Here is a 20,637-nt window from a genome sequence, read left to right as displayed (position 1 = left end):
GCCAGGATCGGGGTAGGGTGGGCACGCCGGTTGCAGCACGTCCAAAGCCGCTGGACCGCGCTATAGCCAGCCGTGGCGCGCGACAAGGACCCCGATGCAGATTCCGTTCCCAGAGGGCGACGACAATTTGACGGCCAATGCCTCGGCCGAAGCGCCTGAGGCCTCGCCCCGGCACGCCAGTCTGCAGCGCATCCTGACCCGCGCGCTGGCTGCCTTCGGCTTGCTGCCCCTGCTGCTGCTTGGCCTCATCGCCGGCGCCGGCGACTACCTCGTGCGCCTCCACCAGGCGAAGACTTCACTGGGTGCCGCAGTCACCGCCGCCAGCGCCGACCTGGACCTGTTCCTGGTCGCCCACCGTAGCGCCGTGCAGCAGCTGGCCGCCGAGTTCGCCCGCTCGCCCGGCGACGAGTCCGACCTCGTCGAACGCCTGCGGCGGACGCGCGAGGCCTTCCCCGGCTTCCTGACCATGCTCGCAACCGATGCCGAGGGTCTGGTCATTGCCGGCTCCTTCGACAACCGCACGGGCATCGACCGCACGATCTGGCACCGCGCGGACGTGTCCGATCGGGCCTACTTCCAGCAGCCCAGGCGGACGCGCACGTCGCTCGTCACTGGCGTATTCCAGGGCCGGGGCTTCGGCGATGACGCGCTGTGCGCGGTCTCCGCGCCGATCCAGTCCGCCGACGGTGGCTTCGCCGGCGTGGTGCAAGGCTCCATCCGCCTCCTCGACCTGAGCGCGGCCTTCGCAGCGGCCAGCCACTCCGAGGGCCTGGGCCTGGTGATCCTCGATCCTGAGGGCCGGGTCGCCTGGGCCAGCCCGGGGCTCGGCCTCAAGCCCCTGGAGGCGGCGCCGGAAGGCTTGAGCCGCGATCTGCCGCTCAGCCTGCCGAGCTTCCAGCGCCCCGATATCCCAGGGCTGCCCGACGGTGATGTGCTGCTGCTGGAGCAGCCGACCGGACTGGGCTGGCGCGTGCTCGCGCTGCTGCCGAGGCAAGTGCTGCTGGAGCGCACCCTGCTCGACCTGACCGTCGTGCTGCTGTCGCTGCTGGCCATGGCGGGCCTTGCGCTGGTGGCCGGCCGGCGATTCGTGCTGCGCTTCCTGCGCCCGCTCGAGGACATTGCCCTCCGCATGGATCGCCTGTCGCTGTCGAGCCACCCGGAGCGCTTCCGCCATCGCAGCGATCTGAGCGAGCTCGCGCGGCTGGAAGGTGCGTTCCTGCGCCTCGGCCAGCGCCTCGGCGACAGCTACCAGCAGCTGCAGGAGGAGTTCGCGAAGGAATCGGCCTTGCGCGCGGAGCTCGCCGAGGCGCGCGCCGAGGCCCTGCGGGCGGAGGGCGAACTGGATGCCGCGCGCGAGATCCAGATGGCGATGCTGCCCTCGCGCAGTCGCCTGCAGGGCTGGCCCGGGCTCAGGCTGGCCGCCCTGCTGGAGCCGATGCGGGCGGTCGGCGGCGATTTCTTCAACGTGCTGCCGCTGGACAGCGAGAGGGTGGCGTTCTTCATTGGTGACGTGTCCGACAAAGGCGTGCCAGCGGCGCTTTTCATGGCGCGCACCATGACCCTGCTGGAGCCCGGTGCGGGGCGCGGCGAGTCACCTTCCGAGACTCTGCAGCGCGTCGGCCGGGTGCTCGCCCAGGACAATCCGAACGGCATGTTCGTCACCGTCCTGATCGGGCGCATGGACCTCGATTCGGGCCTGCTGGTGCTCGCCAGTGCCGGCCACGACCCGCCGCTGCTGCGCACTGGCGATGGTCGGGTCCAGCGGGTGGAGCTGGACACCGGACCGGCACTCGGCTTCGAGGAAGAGGCGGAGTATCCGCAGGTGCAGCTGCGCCTGCGCCCCGGCGACGCTCTGCTGATGTTCACCGACGGCCTCAGCGAGGCCGAGGACGCGCGGGGCACAGCTTTCGGCGAGGCGCGCATCGCCGAGGTGATGGCCGCCGTGCCGGAGATCGCACCGCAACGCCTGGTCGATGCCTTGACTGCGGCCGTCCAGCAGCACCGCCAGGCCAGCCCGGCCGATGACCTGACCCTGCTGTGTCTACAGCGGCCCCTGGATGCCGAAGTCCATTGTGGCGAGGTCGGCCTGCTGCCTTCGCTCGGCGTGGCCGCCCTGCCTGACCTGCTGCTGGAGCTGGAAGCCGAGCTCGCCGGACGCGGCCTTGATGCCGAAACCCTGCACGATGTCCGCCTGGTCGCCGAGGAGATCGTCAGCAACGCGCTCACACACGGCTGCCACAGCACCTTCGGCGTCGGCGCCCGCGTCGGCTTCGAGCTCTTGCCCGAGCGCGTGCGCCTGCGCTTTGAAGACGACGGATCGCCCTTCGATCCTCTGGCACAGAACCTGCCTGACGTGGACATCCCGATCGAGGAACGCGGCATCGGCGGCCTCGGCGTGCTGCTGGTACGGGAGCTGGCGCGAGATGCCCACTACGAGCGCCGCGACGGCCTGAACCGCCTCATCCTCTGGCTGCCCCGCCACGCGCCGCGTGCCGCTCCATCGACCCCAGAACCCCGTGAAACCGGACGCCCGACATGAGCCTTGAGATCCGCATCCAGAAATCCGAGCCCGCGCGCGCCCACGTGTGGATCGTCGGGCGGCTGGATGGCAGCAACCACGCCGACCTCGACCGCGAGCTGCAGCCGCTGCTGGACGATACGAACCTGCAGAACCTGGTGCTCGACCTGCAGGACCTGGACTACATCAGCAGCGCCGGCCTGCGTTCGATCTTCCGGGCGCGCAAGGCGCTCGGTCTGCGCGAGGGCAGGGTGCTGGTGGTCAACCCGCAGCCCCAGGTGCAGAAGGTGTTCGACATCGTCAAGGCGGTGCCGGTACGGGAAATATTCCGCTCGGTGGAAGAGCTCGACAGCTACCTCGACCGGATCCAGGCGCGCGCCCTCGATCCGGACGCCGACTGAGGTGCAGCGCACACGTCGCCGCGACGTCGGTGGCTCCTACACTGTGGGCTGTTTCCCACGATGACGGAGTGCGCCATGCGACTGCTGCTTGCTGCGACTGTGCTTGCCTTGTCCCTGCCCGCGCAGGCCGAGATCGTCTCCCGCGAACTCAGCTGGGAAGTCGAGGGCGTGCCCATGCGTGGGCACTTCGTCCACGATGATGCGGCGCCTTCGCGCGGCGGCCTGGTGATGGTGCCGAACTGGATGGGCGTCACCGACTCCGCGCTCGACAAGGCGAAGGCCATCGCCGGTCGCGGCTATGCGGTGCTGCTGGCCGACGTCTACGGTGCCGACCTGCGCCCGGCCAACGCGCAGGAGGCCGGTCAGGCGGCGCGCTCCATGTACGACAATCGCGCGCTGCTGCGCGCCCGCGCCGGCGCAGCGGTCGACCAGCTCAAGGCCCAGCCCGAGGCCAGCACTTTCGCCGAGGGCAAGATCGGTGCGATCGGCTTCTGCTTCGGCGGCGCCACGGTGCTGGAGCTGGCCCGCAGCGGCCGCGAGGACATCGCCGGCGTGGTCAGCTTCCACGGCAGCCTCGGCACATCGTTGCCGGCCAAGGCCGGTGAAGTGCAGGCCAGCGTGCTGGTGCTGAACGGCGCCGCCGACACCTATGTCAGTGCCGAGGAGATCGCCGGCCTGCAGAAGGAAATGACCGAAGCCGGCGCCGACTGGCAGTTCGTCAACTTCGCTGATGCCGTGCACTGCTTCGCCGAGGCGGACGCCAATTCGCCCGGCTGCCAGTACCACGAGCGCAGCGCCAAACGCGCCTACCGGATGATGGACGACTTCTTCGCCGAGGTGTTTTGAGAGCCGGGAATCGGGAATCGGGAATCGGGAATCGAAGCATGCTTCCACGATTCTCGATTCCCGTTTCTCTATTCCCGGCCCTTCAGTACTCCCGCTCCACCGAGTACAGCGCCAGCCCACGCAGGGCCGCGAGTTGCGGGCTTTCCGGCAAGCCGTCGAGCGCTTCGATCGCCTCGTCGGCATACCGCCGAGCGACGCGCTGGCTGTAGTCAAGGCTGCCGCTGGCGCGGATCGCGGCGACGATCTCGGGCAGGGCTTCGGTATCGCCGTGTTCAATCGCCCGCGCCATGCGCGCACGGCAGTCGGCGTCGACGCGGGTCAGGGCATGGATCAGGGGCAGGGTCGCCTTGCCTTCGGCGAGGTCGTCGCCGAGGTTCTTGCCGAGCGTGCTGGCGTCCGCCGTGTAGTCGAGCACGTCGTCGGCGATCTGGAAGGCATAGCCGAGCGCCAGCCCGAAGCGCTCCATTGCGGTCTGCTGGTCTTCAGAAGCGCCGGCCAGCAGGGCGCCGAGCCGCGTGGCGGCTGCGAACAGCACGGCGGTCTTGCGCTCGATGACGCGCAGGTAGGCGGCTTCGTCAGTGTCCGGATTGTGGACATGCAGCAGCTGCAGCACCTCGCCTTCGGCGATGGCATTGGTGGTGTTGGCGAGGATGCGCATGACCGGCATGCGATCGAGCTCGACCATCAACTGGAAGCTGCGCGAGTAGAGGAAATCGCCGACCAGCACGCTGGCCGCATTGCCCCACAGCGCGTTGGCGGTCTTGCGGCCGCGCCGCAGGTCGGACTCGTCCACCACGTCGTCGTGCAGCAGGGTCGAGGTGTGGATGAACTCGATGATCGCCGCCATCTGCAGATGGTCCGAGCCCGCATAGCCCAGGGCGCGCGCGGCCAGCAGCACCAGCATCGGTCGCAGACGCTTGCCGCCGGCGGCAATGATGTGCTCTGAGATCTGGTTGATCAGCACCACGTCGGAAGACAGGCGCTGGCGGATCAGGCGGTTGACCGCTTCCATGTCGGCCGCCACCAGCTGCTGGATCTCGGGCAGGCGCAGGGCGGGGCGGGGGCTCTCAGTCAGGACGGCGGCGTTCATGGGGCGCGATTATAGCGAGGGGGTGCGCGAGGCCGATGCGATTGCGGGCGCTTTTCCTACCCTCCGGCGCGAAGACCCGGCGCTGGGCTGGCGGCCCGTCGCCGAAGCCTGCCCGGTATACTGCGCCCCACCTTGGAGCCCGCTTGGGCTCTCCGCAACCAGGCCGCGCCGGCGGCCGCAAGATACAAGGACACAGCGCCCATGGCCCGTGGCATCAATAAGGTCATCATCGTCGGCACCCTCGGCGCCGATCCCGAAACCCGCTACACCGCCTCCGGCTCGGCCATCACCAGCATGCGGCTGGCCACCAACGAGAGTTGGACCGACAAGCAGACCGGCCAGAAGCAGGAGCGCACCGAGTGGCACCGCGTGAAGATGTTCGGCCGACTGGCCGAGATCGCTGCCGAGTACCTCAAGAAGGGCAAGCAGGTCTATATCGAAGGCAGTCTTCGCACCGACAAGTACACGGACAAGGACGGCATCGAGCGCTACAGCACCGACATCATCGCCAACGAGATGCAGATGCTGGGCGGTGCCGGGGGTGAGGGCGGCGGCATGCGCAGCGGTGACTCCGGCGGCATGCGTGAGCAGGGTGGCGGCTATTCGCGCGGCGGCGAGCGCGCCTCGGCGCCGCGCGGCGGCGCCCCGGCACCGTCGCGCCAGGCGCCGCCGGTGGACAACTTCGAAGAAGACGACATCCCGTTCTGAGCCGCACATCTTCCTGGGCGCAGCGTCCCATTCGCCAAGGCCCCGCACAGCGGGGCCTTGCGTTTGTAGCAGGCGGGCAACGGCGGTCGCGGCCCCTGTGCCCGTCGTGCCCCCGGCTGTCGAGCCCTGAAGGCAGCAGGCCGAGTGGCCCTGCTGCCTGTCCACATCGGGCAGAGGCGTAGACTGCGCGCCGCTACCTCCCGCCCCGGGCCGCACGCGTGAAAGATTTCCGCTACTCCTTCCTCGTCACCGCGATCTGTCTCGTGCTGGCCGCCTGGTGGGGCGCGCATACCGCCGATGGCCTATGGTCGGCGCTGCTGATCACGGTGATCCTCGGGGTCCTCGAGGTCAGCCTGTCCTTCGACAATGCGGTGGTGAACGCGCGCGTGCTGCGCGACATGGACGAATGGTGGCGGCAGATGTTCCTCACCGTCGGCATCCTGATCGCGGTGTTCGGTATGCGTCTTGTTTTCCCGATCGTGATCGTCGCCGTGGCCACGGGGCTTGGCGCGCTCGAAGTGATCGACATGGCGCTGCAGTCGCCCGCGGAGTACTCGCGGCACCTGATGGAAAGCCACGTGCCGATCGCCGCCTTCGGCGGCATGTTCCTCCTGTTGGTGTTCCTGAACTTTCTGATCGATGCCGACAAGGACACCCACTGGTTCGGCCCACTGGAGCGCCGACTGTCCGCGGTGGGCCGCGCCGATTCGGTCAATGTCGGCCTCGCCATCCTGGCCCTGCTGACGCTGCAGGGCTTCCTGCCGGCGGAGTCGCGCATGGATGCGCTGATCGCCGGCGCCTGGGGCATCCTGCTCTACGTAGGCGTGGGCAGCCTGGATGTGTTCTTCGAAAGCCCGGAGGAGGGCGCGGCCGCCGTGCAGACCGTGCGCCGCTCCGGCGCTGCCGGCTTCATCTATTTGGAGGTGCTGGACGCCTCGTTCTCCTTCGACGGCGTGATCGGCGCGTTCGCGATCACCCAGGACGTGGTGATCATCATGCTGGGGCTCGCGATCGGTGCCATGTTCGTGCGCTCGATGACCGTGCATCTGGTCAACCGCGGCACGCTCGACAAGTTCATCTATCTCGAACATGGCGCGCACTACGCGATCGGCATCCTCGCGGTGCTGATGCTGGTCAGCACCTTCCACCACATCCCCGAGGTGTTCACCGGTCTGGCCGGCGTGGTGCTGATCGCGCTGTCGATCTGGTCCTCGGTGCTGCACCGCCGACGCGAGGCCGCTTCAGTCTGAAGCAGGGCCGGAGATCTGTCATGCCACTTGCCGCGGTGCATGGGCTCGCGGCGCTTGAGTGCGCGGGGATCTGTCCTCGACCCGAAGGCGCAGAGAGGCTCAGCCACGCGGCGGCGCGCACGGTGGGGCCTAGCGGCCAGCAGTGCCGGCGGTAGGAGCGGCACCGACACGAAATCCGGCAACGCCATCCCTCAAAGCACGGAACGGGACTTGCACTCGCTGGAAAGCGCCCGCGCGAGAAGCCCGTCATGAACGCCAGTCCAGACAGCGACACGCCGCAGCCCAGCCCCGAGTCGCTGCGTGCCGAGAACGCCTCTCTGCGCCGTGAACTGCAGGCGAAACTGCTTGAGTTGCAGGTCACCGAAAGCCAGATGTCGCGGGTGTTCTCCTACCTGGCGGGGCTCTACGATCTGATTCCCGGCCTGTTGCTGGTGCTGGATGGAAGCCTGCGGGTCACGCGCGCGAACACCGAAGCAAGCAAGCTCCTGGGCTACGCCGAAGTCGCGCTCAAGGGCAGGCCCTTGGACCGGCTGCTGCCCGCGGCCGCCGAAGTCACCCAGCCCTTCCTCAGCGGCTGCGAGCGCGCCTCCCGTCGAGGCGAGTTCGCCTTCCGCTGCGCGGATGGCAGCGATCTGCCCGTGCTGCTCAGCAGCGCTGCCCAGTACGACGAGGATGGGCAGTTGCAGAGCCTGCTGCTGGTCGGGCTCGACCTGCGCGAGCGCAAGCGGCTGGAGCTGGAGCTGCGGCATGCGCAGAAGCTCGAGTCGATCGGCCAGTTGGCGGCGGGGGTGGCGCATGAGATCAACACGCCCATGCAGTTCATCAGCGACAACCTGCATTTCATCGAGCAGTGCGCCAACGACCTGCTTGCCCTTGCTGACGGCCAGCGTCGGCGGGAGGACCTCGACCTCGATTTCCTGCGCCGGCGCCTGCCTCGCGCCATCGAACGCGCCCACGACGGCGTGCTGAGGGTCAGCCGGATTGTCGGCGCCATGCGCCTGTTCGCGCATCCGGGCGTGGCCCTGGAGCATGTCGATGTCAACGCACTGATCGAGAACGCGGTGACCGTCTCCGCCAACGCGTTCAAGTACATCGCGGATCTCGACCTGCAGTTGTCCGACGTGCCCACCGTGCCCGCCGTGCGTGGTGACCTCGGCCAGGTGCTGCTGAACCTGATCACCAATGCCGCGCACGCCATGGAGACTGAATTCGGCGAGCGTGGCGAGCGCGGCCTGCTGCGCATCAGCACGCGCCATCTGCCTGACCAGGGGCAGGTCGAGATCGCGGTGGAAGACAACGGCTGCGGTATCCCCGAGGCCATCGCGCATCGCGTGTTCGATCCGTTCTTCACCACCAAGCCGGTGGGCACCGGGACAGGGCAGGGCCTTTCGATCTCGCGCGCCATCGTGGTCGACAAGCTGCGTGGCGAACTCGGTTTCGTGAGGGTCGTCCCGCACGGCACGCGCTTCCTGATCCGCCTGCCGATCGCAGGCCCGCCAAAGGAGGGCGCCTGATGGCCATCGAAGTGCTGTTCGTCGACGACGAGCCGGACGTGCTGGAAGGCATCGAGAACCGGCTCTATGCCATTCGCTCGGATTGGCGCTGCCGTTTCGCCGAATCCGGCGTCGAAGCCCTGAGACTGCTGAACCAGAAGCCCGCAGACGTGGTGGTGTCCGACATGCGCATGCCCGGAATGGACGGCGCGGAACTGCTGGAAGTGGTCAAGCTGCGTTTTCCCACCACGGTTCGCATCATCCTGTCCGGCGAAACAGGCGCGCGGGGCTTCCTGCGCGCCGCCGCGGTCGCCCACCAGGTGCTGGCCAAACCCTGCGACCTCGTTGCCCTGCAGCGCCTGATGGTCGAAACCCTGCAGCTGCAGGGGCGCCTGCACAGCGAGGAAGTGGTCAGCGCCGTGCACGACCTGATGGTGCTGCCGAGCCTGCCTGAGATCAGCGCCCGGCTTGAAATCGCGCTGTTGGACGAAGGCACCTTCGCGCAGGACGTGGCCGACATCCTGGAAGAGGACCCGGCCATCGTGTCGCGCATCCTGCATGTGGCCAACTCGCCCTTCTTCCGGGGCGCCGGCGAGGTCACCGACCTGCGCACCGCCATCACCCGCCTCGGCTTCGAGCTGATCCGCGGACTGGTGCTGAGCGAGGAGCTGTACTCGCGCATCGAGCGCGGCAGCGCGCTGCACGCCCGCGTCGCCGAGTGCCAGCGGGAAACCCTGCGCTGCGCCTATATCGCCTCGGCCATCGCCCTGCCGTCGCAGGACCGGCGACGGCTGTTCACCGCCGCCGTCCTCTACGGCGTGGGACGACTGCAGCGGCTTTCCCTTCCCGAGCTGGGCCATGCCGACGTCGCCGATGGCGAACTCGCGGGCTACCTGCTGTCGCTCTGGGGGTTGCCCTTCGGTCTCGTGCAGACGGTGGCCTTTGCTGATCGGCCGTCCCTGCTCGGCTGCGACGGCGACCACCCGGCGGTGACCCTGCACCTCGCGCTCGTGCTCACGCGCCGGCTGGCCACGGCAGAGCGGGTGGCATGGTCCGGGCAACCGGGGTTCGACGGCGACCTGCTCGCCACGGGGCGGATCGATGAGGCGCGATTGGATGCGGCTGAACGCGCTGCTGCCGACTGGCAGACCTGAGGGGAGTCATGGCTTTGAGACCACAGATTCTCTGCATCGACGACGAACCCGCCGTGCTCGAGGGTCTGGAACTCAGCCTGCATGGCGCGGGCGAAGTGCATACCGCCGAATCCGGAGCGGAGGCGCTCGATATCGCGTCCCGCCTGCCACGGCTCGCCCTTGTGATCTGCGACATGCGCATGCCGGTGCGCGATGGCGCGCGGGTCCTCCAGGACTTCCACCAGGCCCATCCGGACGCCACCCGCATTCTGCTGACCGGCTACACCGACATCTCCGACGCGATCGCGGCCGTGAACCACGGCCGCATCTTCCGCTTCCTTACCAAACCCTGCGAGCGTGAGGTGCTTCACGCCTCGGTGCGCGATGGGCTGCGCCAGCACGAGCTGGTCCGCGCCGAGCGCGAGTTGCTGGAGCACACGCTGAAGGGGGCGATAGACGCCATGACCGATGCCCTGGCGATGGCGAGCCCGGCGGTGTTCGGGCAGGCCCAGCGCGTGCGCAGCCTGTGCGCCGCGCTCGCCGTGCGGCTCAATGGGCGCAGCGACTGGGTGCTGGAGATCGCGGCCATGCTGCTGCACCTCGGCCTGGTCAGCCTGCCGGAAGACATCCAGAAACGCCTGCTGCAGGGCGAGGACCCCGATCCACGGCAGCGGCAGCTGGTCGCGCAAGGCTTCAGCCACGCCCTGGAGAGCCTGCAGCAGGTCCCGAGGCTGGGCCCGGTGCGTGACGTGATCCGTCTTGCCGAGCCGCTGTCTGGCGGCAACCTCGAATGGCAGCCGGACCAGCGCGAGGCGATCCGGCAGTGGTCGGCCATCCTGCGCACGGCGCGCAGCTTCGTGCGGCTGGAGGCCAACGGCTTCCCGGCGGATGCCGCGGTGGCCAAGCTGCGACCGAGCCTCGATCCGACGCTCACCGAAGCGCTGGCGGCCCTGGTCGGCAGCGGTGATCAGGGCGGTGAGCTGCGCGAGGTGGGACTGGCGGCGCTGGAGGCCGGCATGGTGCTGGCCAAGCCGCTGTACACCGAGGGCGGCCAGCTGCTCGCGCCGGCCGGCTATGAGATACGCCAGGGTTTCGCGCGGAGGCTCGCGGAATTGCGGCCGGAAATGCGCACCGCGCGCTTCGCGGTGATCGTTCCGAAGCGGGAGACTGCGGAGAGTGCCGGCGCGGCCGTCCCGGAGGCTTGATCGCGGCTGCGCCGGCCGAGCCGACGGCAGGCGGGACTGGCACCTGTGCGTCGCCCGGGCGGCCGGGGGGGGCAGATCTCGCCGCCGCGTTTGAAAGCGCGATGCGGTGCACAGGCTGCTCTGGCCGGTTCAGTCCGCGTCGGCTATAAGTGCCGGGATTCCGACTTCTGTCCGCGGCCCTCCCTTGTCCGAAGAGATCCTGATCAATGTCACCCCCCGCGAGACGCGGGTGGCGGTTGTGGAAAACGGCATGCTGCAGGAGGTCCACATCGAGCGGGCCTCGCGCCGCGGCTACGTCGGCAACATCTACAAGGGCAAGGTGATCCGGGTGATGCCGGGCATGCAGGCCGCCTTCGTCGAGATCGGCCTGCAGCGGGCAGCCTTCCTGCACGCCTCGGACATCCTGCGCCTGCCCACGGCGCTGCCGCTGCCGCCCGACGGCGAGGAGCCGCCGGCGCCGGCGCCCACGCCGCCGATCTCGGAGCTTGTGCGCGAAGGCCAAGAAGTGGTCGTGCAGGTGGTGAAGGATCCTATCGGCAGCAAGGGCGCGCGTCTGACCACCCAGCTCAGCATTCCCTCGCGCTATCTGGTGCTGCTTCCCTACAGCCGTGTTCTGGGCGTATCGGCGCGCATCGAGGACGAGACCGAGCGGGCGCGGCTGAAGGCGGCGATCGCCGAGCTCTCGCAGGGGGCCAGCCTGGGCTACATCGTCCGCACCAATGCCGATGGCCAGCCGGCCGAAGCCCTGGCCGACGACCTCGCCTATCTCGGCAAGCTCTGGGATGCGATCCAGGCGGGCTCGCAGCAGAGCAAGGTCGGCAGCTGCATCTACGAGGACCTTTCCCTGCCGCTGCGCGCGCTGCGTGACCTGCTGCACGACGAGGTCGAGAAGGTGCGTGTCGATTCACGAGAGACCTTCGAGCGCACCCTGCGCTTTGCCAGCCAGTTCATGCCCGAGCTGGCGCCGCGCATCGAGCATTACCCCGGCGAGCGGCCGATCTTCGACCTCTATGGCGTCGAGGACGAGATCCAGCGCGCCATGCAGAAGGAGGTGCCGTTGAAGTCCGGCGGCTATCTCGTGATCGACCAGACCGAAGCGATGACCACGGTCGACGTCAACACCGGCGCCTTCCTCGGCAGCCGCAACCTTGAGGAGACCGTCTACCGGACCAACCTCGAGGCGGCGCAGGCGGTGGCGCGGCAGCTGCGCCTGCGCAACCTCGGCGGCATCATCATCATCGATTTCATCGACATGACCGACGCCGAGCACCGCCGTCAGGTGCTGCGCCAGCTCGAGAAGTCGCTGACCCGCGACCACGCCAAGACCACGGTCTACGAGTTCTCGCCGCTGGGCCTGGTCGAGATGACCCGCAAACGCACCATCGACAGCCTGGAGCGACAGCTCTGCGAGCCCTGCAATGCCTGCGGCGGGCGCGGCACGGTCAAGACCGCCGAGACGGTCACCTATGAGATCTTCCGCGAGATCACCCGCGCGGTGCGCCAGTTCGACGCGCAGAAGCTGCTGGTGCTGGCCTCGCCCAAGGTGGTGGCGCGCATCCTCGACGAGGAGTCGAGCGCGGTGGCCGAACTCGAGGAGTTCATCGGCAAGACCATCCGCTTCCAGCCGGATGAGAACTACGCGCAGGAGCAGTACGACGTGGTCCTGCTGTGACCCAGCCGCTGCGCCGCCTTGGGCGGCGATTGCGTCGGTGGCTGGGGCTGTCGGCGGCCCTGCTGCTCATCTGTATGGCGGTGCTGGTGGCGCTCGCGCATCAGCTGCTGCCCGTGCTGGAGCGCCATCCGGCGGAGGTCGCGCAATGGCTTGAGGCGCGCATCGGTCAGCCGGTGAGCATCAGCGGCGTCAGCGCACGCTGGAGCCGGCGCGGCCCGCTGCTGGACCTGCGCGATCTGCGCATCGGTGGTGACGGCAGCCCGGGCTCCGGGCTCGACATCGGCAGTGCGCGGGTGCGGGTCAATGTCTACACCGGGATTCTGCCGGGCCTGCCTCTGCTGAGCCTCCGCGTCGAAGGCCTGCGCCTCGAACTGGCGCGCACCCTGGAAGGGCAATGGCAGGCGCGCGGTTTCGCGGGCGGTGCCGGTATCGACATCGAGCAGGCCCTCGCCCAGCTGGAGCGTGTCGGCGAGATCGAACTTTTCGATGGCGCGCTGGTGCTCGAAGACCGCTACGCCGACTTCGATGTCGAGCTGGACCGCATCGACGCGCGCTTGCGAACGGCGGGCGGCAGCTTTCGCTTCGCCCTGCGCGTGCACGCCGAGGACAGCGCGCCCTTGCGCCTGACCGGCCAGCTGGACACTCGGCTGCAGGACGGAGAGTTGCACCTTGGTGCTCGTGGCCTCGACCTGCCGGCGTGGCTGCAGGGCAGCCGCCTCGCGGGCCTGGGACTCGAATCCGGGCACTCGGACATCGATCTCTGGCTGCGCGTCGAGGCGGGCCGGCTGGTCGAGGTCGACAGCGTCGCCCAGCTCAGCGAATTGCGGATGCGCGCGGCCTCGGCCGGCCCGGAGGCACCCGCCGCCGAACTAAAGTCGCTCGCCCTGCAGCTGTGGCTCAAACGCGAGGGCGAGGGCTGGCGGCTCAGCCTGCCGCGCTTCGAGCTGAGTTCGGACGACGCGCGCTCGCTGAGCGGGCTCGACCTGCGCTGGCAGGACGATCGCCTCGCCCTGCGCCTCGATGCGCTGGAGTTCGCGGCATTCGCCGAACTGCTGCCGGCGCTCATGCCGATCGACCCCGAGCTGCTCGCCTGGCTGCATGCGGCACATCCGCGCGGCCGGCTGGAGGCGCTGGAGCTGGGCGTGGACGGCGCCGGCCAGGTCGCGCTGTCGGCACGGCTGTCCGATCTGGGCCTGTCGGCGGTCGGTGCGCGGCCGGGCTTTTCCGGCTTGAGCGGCCGGGTGCAGGGCGAGGGCGGCCTGCTGTCCGTCGAGCTGGATGCGCCGGCCTTCATCCTCGATGCGCCGGAGAGCCTGCGCGGCCCGGTGCCGGCCGCACTGTCGGGCCAGATCAGCGTCTGGCGCGAGGACGAGGTGCCTTACATCGAGCTCAGTCCGCTGCGCATCACCGGCCCCGACTTCGGCGCCACGATCGAGGGCATGGCCTGGCTGGACGGCACGGGCCGCAGGCCCAGCCTGGACCTGCGCGCGGTCGTCGATCCCGGCCCGATCAGCGCGGCCCGCCGCTTCTGGGTGCGCAACCGGATGCCGCCAAAGACCGTCGAGTGGCTGCAGCGGGCGCTGGTCGAGGGCGAACTGGTGTCCGGCGTGGCCCTGATCCGCGGCGATCTCGACGACTGGCCCTTCCGCAATTTCGAGGGCGTGTTCGATGCCCGCGCTGAGGTGCGCGAGGTCGTCATGGACTATTTGCCCGACTGGCCGATCGGTACCCGCCTGGAGGGCTGGGCGCGCTTCCTCAACACCAGCCTCGACGGTGAAGTGTCCGCGCGCGTGCTGGGCGTGCCGGTGCGGCGCGCCGCTGGCGGCATCGCCGACTTCGGCGCCCCCGTGCTGCGTCTCGATCTGGAGGGCGGCGCCGAAGGCGGACGGCTGCTGGCCCTGCTGCGCGAAACGCCCCTGTGGCAGCGCTTCGGCCCGCACATGCGCGGCTTGAGCGTCGGTGGTCGCGGCGAGGCGCGGGTGCGCATCGAGGCACCGCTGCGCCGCGAGCTTGGAGAGCTGGCGCTGGAAGGCCAGGTCGACCTCGCCCAGGCCGACCTGGTCGACACCCAATGGGGCCTGCGCTTCGGCGAGGCCTCGGGACGGCTTCGCTTCACCCGCGAAGGCTTCAGTGCGGATGCGCTCGGCGTCCGCTTTGACGGCCAGCCGGCCAGCCTGAGCCTGGCCGCCGGGCGCTTCTGTGCTGAACCTGCCCACGTGTTCGAGGCCAGCCTGAGCGGCAGCTTCAGCCCGGACTCGCTGCTGGCGCTGCGCCCGGAGCTGCACTGGCTCGAACCCTATCTCGCCGGGCTCTCGACCTGGTCGCTCGATTTCCACGTGCCGTCGCCGGGCGTGACCGAGTCCACCGCTGCAGATGCCGTTGCCGCCGCCCCCCGCACTGACGCTCCCGGCCCGCAGCTGCGCGTGCGCTCCGACCTCGCCGGCACGGAACTGCGCCTGCCAGCGCCGCTGCGCAAGACCGCCAATGACGCCCTGCCGCTGGACCTGCGCATCGACATGCCGCTGGCAGGCGGTTCAATCGATCTGCGCTTGGGCCAGCTGTTGCGGCTGCTGGGCCGACCGGGCGCCAGCGCTGCCGAGTTCCGCGGCCTTGCCGCATTTGGCGGCGAGCCGCCGTTCGACCTGCCGGAGCACGGGCTGGCCGTGCGCGGCAGCGCCTCGGTGCTGGATGCGCCGGCCTGGATCGCCGTCGCCGGTGCCGGCGGTGGACAGGGCGTCGCGCTCGACAGCATCGATCTCGTCGCCGGACAGCTGCGCGTGGGCGAGCGGAGCTTGGTCGACCAGCGCCTGCGCTACCGCCTGCGCGAGGATGGCGTCCGCGAGATCCTGCTCGATGGTGCGTCCGCGCAGGGACGCATCGAATGGCCCGTGGACGCGACGCTGCCGGTGCTGGGGCGTTTCGAGCGCCTGTCCTGGCCGCCGGGCCCGGACGAGGATCCGAACGCACCGCCGCGGCAGGTGCAGGAGCCCGATCCCACCGCGCTGCCGCCCCTTGACCTGCTGGTCGAGGATGCCAGCTTCGGCAAGATGAAGCTGGGCCGACTGGAGCTGCTGACTCGCCGTGGCCCGGACGGCCAGCTGGTCGAGCGCCTGCAGACGCGCTCGCCCGATCTGGCCATCGACATCCGCGGCGACTGGAGCCGGACCCTGCAGGGCAGCGAAAGCCGCTTCACCCTCGGCTTCAGCGGCGATGACCTCGGCCGCATGCTGGCCGCGCTGGGCATCACGCCGCTGGTGCAGGGCGGGAAGACCCGCGCCGACATGGACCTGCGCTGGCAGGGCGGCCCGGCCAACTTCGCCTTCTCGGTGGCTGATGGCCAGCTGCGCCTGACCGTGGGCAAGGGCCGCGTGCCCGAACTGGAGCCGGGGGCCGGGCGCTTCATCGGCCTGCTCAGCCTCGCCGAGATCCCGCGTCGTCTGGCCCTGGATTTCAGTGACTTCTTCCGCTCCGGGCTGGCCTTCAACAGCATCGAGGGCAGCTTCCAGCTGCTCGGCGGTAATGCCGTGACCGACGACCTGCGGATAGACGGTCCGGCCGCCGAGATCAAGCTGCGCGGGCGCACCGGCCTCGCCACCCGCGACTACGCCCTGCAGGTGGAAGTTCTGCCGCGCACCGGCAGTGTGTTGCCGGCGTTGGGGGCCATCACCGCGGGGCCGGCCGGCGCGGCGGTGGGCGCCGTCGCGCAGGCCGTTCTGCAAGCGCCGATGAAGCAGATGAACCGCACGCTCTACAGCGTCGAAGGCAGCTGGGATGCGCCCAAGATCGAGGTGATCGATCGCGGCCCCGAGCGCCCGCAGGCCACGGCTGCCGAGCGCGACTCCCCGGTCGAGCGCTGACTCACGACGCGCGCCGCTTCTCGATTTCAGCCGCCGGAGCGGGGGCATGGGTCGCTCGACTCTCGCCGCGAGCTTCACTGGTGCGGGGAGATCCGGCGGTGTTGGCTCTGGGCGCTCAGCCTGCGAACAGCCCGCGCACGGCCCGGCGAGCGCTCTCGAAGCCGAAATGACGCTCGACATTGGCGAGGCCACCCGCCGACAGCGTGTGCCAGAGCTCGCGATCGCGATAAGCGCGTAGAACCTGCCTGGCGAAGTCTTCTGCGCTCTCGGCGACCAGCACATCCACCCCGGGCTCGGCGTGCATGCCCTCGATCGCAATCGGGGTGGCCACCACCGGCTGGCCATAGCTCATGCTCATGTTGACCTTGCCCTTGACGCCGGCGCCGTAGCGCAGGGGCGCCACCGCCAGCCGGCAGTCGTCCATGAAGGGCGCGACGTCCGGGACGAAGCCCTGGAACACGATGCCGGGGCGCTCGCCGAGCGCGCGTACGGACTCGGGGGCCTTGCTGCCGACGATATGGAAGGTGATCTCCGGCGCCTCGGCGCGGATCAGCGGCAGCACTTCATCGGCGAACCACAGCACCGCATCGACGTTCGGGGTGTGCTGGTAGCCGCCCATGAACACGAGGTCGTGGCGCTGCTCGAAGGGCTTGCGACAGCCAAACACCTCGTGGACGTTCGAGAGGATGTCGACGCGCGCGCCGGGGGCTTCCGTGGCCAGCAGGGCCTGCTCGACCGGGCTGACCACGAGCGTGATGTCGCTGCGCCGGATGAGATCCAGCTCTTTATCGCGGGTCTGCGCGGCCTGGCGGCGCAGGTCATCGCGCCCCGACAGCTCGGCCTCGCGCTGCTCGCGCAGGTAGTGCAGGTCGACGGTATCGAACACCAGCCGCGCCTGTGGCGCGTGCAGGCGCACCAGGTCGACGTACTGGATGGCGATGTAGTGCCGGCTCAGCACGATCAAGTCGAAGTGCCGCCCGTGCTCGGCGAACCAGCCCGGCACGTCGGCCAGGAAGGGGTGCCACAGCACCTCGACGCCAAGCTGCTGCAGATCGGTGGTGTAGCGCTCGACGAAGGCGCGGTTGTCGGCGAAGAAGCTCACCGCCACGCCCTCGGCGCGCAGCACGCGCATCAGGTTGACCATGCGCAGCGAGCCGGAATCCTGGTCGGGCGTCGGCGTGGTGGCATCGATGATCAGCACGCGGCGGCTGTCGCGGTGCTGACGCGCCAACTCGATCGGCGTGCCCGGCGCCGGATGGGCTTTGAGCCGCTCGGCCCAGCGTTCGAGGAATTTCTGTTGGTTGACGACCTGGTAGGCCTTGACCCCGGTCGAGGTGTCGGTGCCCGAGCTCACGCCCTCGAAATGCACCACCGCCGACTTCGGCTGGTAGAGCACGCGCAGGCCGTGGGCCCAGACCTTCATGGCGAGGTCGGTGTCTTCGTAGTAGGCCGGTGCGTAGTGGCGGTCGAAGCCGCCGAACTCGGCGAACAGCTCGGCGCGGATGGCGATCGCCGCGCCCGAGCAGTAGTCGACCTCGCGCAGATAGTTGTATTCCGGCGCGCCGGGGTCGCCGAAGCGGCCGTAGTTCCATCCCGAAGCATCGTTGAAGACGATGCCTCCGGCTTCCTGCAGGCGGCCGTCGGGGTAGATGAGCTTGGCGCCGACCAGGCCGACGCGCGCTTCCGTCTCGAAGGTCTCGATCAGCGCGTCCAGCCAGCCCGGCTGCACCGCCGTGTCGTTGTTGAGGAAGACCAGGTACTCGCCGCGCGCAGCCTCGGCGCCGGCATTGCAGGCGCCGATGAAGCCGAGGTTCTGCGGATTGCGCTGGTAGCGCAGGCCCTCGATCTGCGGCAGGGTCGCTTCGGTGTCATCCGCGGAGCAGTCGTCGACGACGATGATCTCGGCGGCGATCAGCGAGGGGTGCGCTGCGATCGAGCGCAGGCAGGTCAGGCTGTGATCGAGGTGGTTGTAGACCGGAATCACCACGCTGACGCGCGGCGTCTCGGGGCAGGGCAGGGCGAAGGGCGCGAAGGGCAGGCTCGTTGGAATGTCGAGCACGGTCGGCGGCAGTTCGGGGCGCACTTCGGCGCGGATGCGCTGCAGGGTGCCGCTGACCCCGCGCGTGCGCAGGCTGCGCAGACCGCGGCTCACCAGTGAGCCCGCGCGCTGGCGGCGGAAGCCCAAGCTGGCCAGGCCACGCTCGATCAGCTTGCGGGCGCCGCGCAGCGGCCGGGTCAGCTTCCACGAGCTGCTCTGCAGGATGCGATTGCGCTCTGCCTCGAACTCGTCGCGCTGGCGCTCCAGCGACTGCACCCACTCGCCGAGCCGGCGCACTTCATGGTCGAGCGCGTCGAGTCGACCGGCGGCGACCTCGGCGGCTTCGCTCAGGCTGGTGCGGTCGCCGAGCTGTTCCGAGGATTCGCCGGCGGCACGTAGCACCTGCAGCAGCCGCAGGCGCGAGGCCTCGACCGATTCGCCAGCGCTTTCGAGCTCCCGCTCCAGCGCCGTGATGCGTAGCCCCTGGTTCTCGGCCCAGGCGGTGCGCTCCTGCGCGAGCTTTTCCTGGTCGCGTGCCCAGCGGGCCCGCTCGGCGGCCTGCGCTTCCCAATGGAGGCTGCGCGCGCTCAAGGCATCGATGTGCGCCTTGGCCTCCGCGAGCCGTGCGGCCAAGCCCAGCGCAGAGATCTCGACCAGCGGGCGCACGCCATTCGCAGCGGCCAGCGCCGAGCGGATCTGAATGTTCAGGGCCTCGGCATAGGCAGCCGCCATGTCGGCGAGGCTCTGCACGGCTACTGGCCGCGCACGCAGGCTGGCCAGCGCGGCGGGGCTACGGGCGATGAACTCGAGGGCGCGCGCGATGGCGCCGGCATCGGGCTCGACCAGCAGTCCGTCGCGGCCGTGCTGGATGCGTTCGAGGTAACTGCCAAGACGGGTCGCCAACACCGGCAGGCCCAGCAGGCGCAGCTCGCTCAAGGTGTAGCTGAAGGTTTCGGCCACGCTGGCCGGCAGCAGGGCGATGTCGGGATTCAGCTCGGCGACGAGGCGCGGCAGATCCTCGCGCTGGTAGTCCATCAGCAGATGCACGCGATCGGCGCCGAAGAAGCGCATGCCCGCCGCGCCGCAACCGAGCAGGACCAGTTCGACCTGCTCGGGCAGGCGCGGAATCAGCTCCGCCAGCAGATGCTCACCCTTGCCCCCGTTGATCCGGCCCGGAACCAGCACCCGCAGGCGCGCACGCCCGGCGCGGCTGGCCGGCGGCGGCAGCGGCGCAGCGAAGGGCGCGATGCCGTGGGGAATGCACTGCTGCGGCAGTTCCGAAAGCGCCGGCGCCAGCCGCAGGTAGTTGCCGAGCACGGCGCGGGTGGGGGCGATCAGGCGCGCCCGGGCCTTCAGCAGCGCTTCGATGTAGGCGGCGCGCAGCGCCAGCCAGGCCTCGGCCCGGCGTTCGCCGAAGGGGTAATCCGCGCCCTGCGCGGCGACGCAGGCGCGTAGCGCAGGCTCCGAGCCATCGAAGTCGGCGGCGCCAAAGTCAGCGTGCAGGCTGGGCCACAAGGGGTGATAGTCGTGGCAGACGACCGCGGTCGGCAGTCCGCTGCGCAGCAGATCGAGGCTGAGCCCGATCAGCGAGGACACCAGCACGCCCCCCACGCCATAGTCCACGCAGACTGCGGAGAGGAAGTCGACGCACTCGCGCGAATGCAGCGCCGTCGCTGCGATCGGCGCGGCCAGCGGCTGCTCGCGCAGGGCGCTGCCCCCGGGACGCAGTCGCAGCGCCAGGGCGACTCCGGTCAACCTGCTGTCCGGTGCGCTCACCGCTTGCAGCAGCAGGTGATGCGCATGCAGGTCGGACTCAATCAAATCGCCGACGAAACGCTCGCTGCCGCCGCCCCAGCCGTGCAGGGCATGCAGCAGGACGGGCCTGCCGTCGAGTCCCGGATAGCCCTTGGGCAAGGATTCCGAGGTCAGCGGCTGCAGCCGCGCACGCAGCCCCGCCAGCACTGGCGGATCAAACCGGGTGGGGTGGGCGCCCTGGTCCGCAGCCGGCAGGCAGACACGGGCATAGAGCTCGGCCTCGCAGTCAGCAGGAAGGGCTGGCCACGGCTCGGCGGCCAGCAGTGCCGCAAACTGGCCGACGCGCGCCGCCGGCAGGCGGCAGCAGCGCGGATCGAAGCCGGTGTCGGGCAGGGGCTCGGCAGGCGCAGCCAGCCAGCACAGCCGGTCGAGGCTATCCGCATCGACCACGCCGCTAGCGCCGGCTTGGAGCGCGAGCGCACCAGCATCCAGCACGCTCAGCACACGCTCGCTCCGCGGCAGCCGCAGCAGGCGCAGCGCCGTGTAGGGCGGCAGTTCCGCATCAAGGTCCAGCAGCAGCACTGGACAGCCCGGCTGCGCCAGCAGCGCAGCCTGCAGCGCGGAGGCCGCGTCGCTGGCCTGCAGCACCTGCAGATCAGCGGGCAAACCCG

At 69.7% G+C, this 20,637-nt stretch carries 12 protein-coding genes and 1 pseudogene; 10 read left to right on the top strand and 3 right to left on the bottom strand.

The window, feature by feature from the left end; genetic code table 11:
* The first annotated feature begins 94 nt into the window (after positions 1-94).
* The 3 genes from BLP83_RS04535 (at position 95) to BLP83_RS04525 (ending at position 3,765) form a co-directional block, all read left to right on the top strand.
* The gene (locus BLP83_RS04535; RefSeq protein WP_091239302.1) at positions 95-2,539 is read left to right on the top strand and encodes a SpoIIE family protein phosphatase; all 2,445 of its coding nucleotides are present in this window, start codon (positions 95-97) and stop codon (positions 2,537-2,539) included.
* Positions 2,536-2,919, top strand: a complete 384-nt coding sequence (locus BLP83_RS04530; RefSeq protein WP_091239301.1) for an STAS domain-containing protein — start codon at positions 2,536-2,538, stop codon at positions 2,917-2,919. The genes BLP83_RS04535 and BLP83_RS04530 overlap by 4 nt, the downstream gene beginning before the upstream one ends.
* Before the next feature lie 75 nt (positions 2,920-2,994).
* A complete protein-coding gene (locus BLP83_RS04525; protein WP_245679948.1) occupies positions 2,995-3,765 on the top strand; it encodes a dienelactone hydrolase family protein in 771 nt (256 codons plus the stop codon).
* Between the two features lie 82 nt (positions 3,766-3,847).
* Here BLP83_RS04525 and BLP83_RS04520 read toward each other — a convergent pair whose 3' ends face one another.
* Positions 3,848-4,855 carry a polyprenyl synthetase family protein gene (locus tag BLP83_RS04520; RefSeq protein ID WP_176763999.1) on the bottom strand — a complete coding sequence of 336 codons (1,008 nt, stop codon included), beginning with the start codon at positions 4,853-4,855 and terminating at the stop codon, positions 3,848-3,850.
* A gap of 201 nt (positions 4,856-5,056) precedes the next feature.
* On the opposite strand from BLP83_RS04520, the gene ssb reads away from it, so the two are divergent.
* The 7 genes from ssb to BLP83_RS04485 all read left to right on the top strand — a co-directional run bounded on the left by ssb (position 5,057) and on the right by BLP83_RS04485 (position 16,173).
* A complete protein-coding gene (gene ssb / locus BLP83_RS04515) occupies positions 5,057-5,563 on the top strand; it encodes a single-stranded DNA-binding protein (protein ID WP_091239297.1) in 507 nt (168 codons plus the stop codon).
* A gap of 218 nt (positions 5,564-5,781) precedes the next feature.
* Positions 5,782-6,813: a DUF475 domain-containing protein gene (locus BLP83_RS04510; protein ID WP_091239296.1), complete on the top strand. Its 1,032-nt coding sequence runs from the start codon at positions 5,782-5,784 to the stop codon at positions 6,811-6,813.
* A 248-nt stretch (positions 6,814-7,061) separates the two neighbouring features.
* The gene (locus BLP83_RS04505) at positions 7,062-8,327 is read left to right on the top strand and encodes a two-component system sensor histidine kinase NtrB (RefSeq protein ID WP_091239294.1); all 1,266 of its coding nucleotides are present in this window, start codon (positions 7,062-7,064) and stop codon (positions 8,325-8,327) included.
* Positions 8,327-9,460, top strand: a complete 1,134-nt coding sequence (locus BLP83_RS04500) for an HDOD domain-containing protein (RefSeq protein ID WP_091239292.1) — start codon at positions 8,327-8,329, stop codon at positions 9,458-9,460. The genes BLP83_RS04505 and BLP83_RS04500 overlap by 1 nt, the downstream gene beginning before the upstream one ends.
* Positions 9,461-9,468: 8 nt before the next feature.
* Positions 9,469-10,644 (top strand): response regulator, encoded by a 1,176-nt coding sequence (locus tag BLP83_RS04495; protein ID WP_091239290.1) that lies wholly within the window; start codon positions 9,469-9,471, stop codon positions 10,642-10,644.
* 184 nt (positions 10,645-10,828) lie between these two features.
* Positions 10,829-12,316: a ribonuclease G gene (gene rng / locus BLP83_RS04490; RefSeq protein WP_091239288.1), complete on the top strand. Its 1,488-nt coding sequence runs from the start codon at positions 10,829-10,831 to the stop codon at positions 12,314-12,316.
* Positions 12,313-16,173, top strand: a complete 3,861-nt coding sequence (locus BLP83_RS04485; RefSeq protein ID WP_091239287.1) for a YhdP family protein — start codon at positions 12,313-12,315, stop codon at positions 16,171-16,173. The genes rng and BLP83_RS04485 overlap by 4 nt, the downstream gene beginning before the upstream one ends.
* 115 nt (positions 16,174-16,288) lie before the next feature.
* Here the strand turns inward: BLP83_RS04485 and BLP83_RS18955 are convergent, their stop codons facing one another.
* Together BLP83_RS18955 and BLP83_RS18950 are read right to left on the bottom strand one after the other, a co-directional pair.
* Positions 16,289-18,379: a glycosyltransferase gene (locus BLP83_RS18955; RefSeq protein WP_245679962.1), complete on the bottom strand. Its 2,091-nt coding sequence runs from the start codon at positions 18,377-18,379 to the stop codon at positions 16,289-16,291.
* A gap of 630 nt (positions 18,380-19,009) precedes the next feature.
* Positions 19,010-19,396 (bottom strand): annotated as a pseudogene (locus BLP83_RS18950) (glycosyltransferase); the annotation flags it as partial.
* Positions 19,397-20,637: the final 1,241 nt, after the last annotated feature.

It is taken from the genome of Aquimonas voraii (assembly GCF_900101825.1).
GTDB classification, from domain to species: domain Bacteria; phylum Pseudomonadota; class Gammaproteobacteria; order Xanthomonadales; family Xanthomonadaceae; genus Aquimonas; species Aquimonas voraii.
The sequence above is the reverse complement of the archived record's forward strand: the minus strand, read 5'-3'. Positions and strand labels throughout refer to the sequence as shown.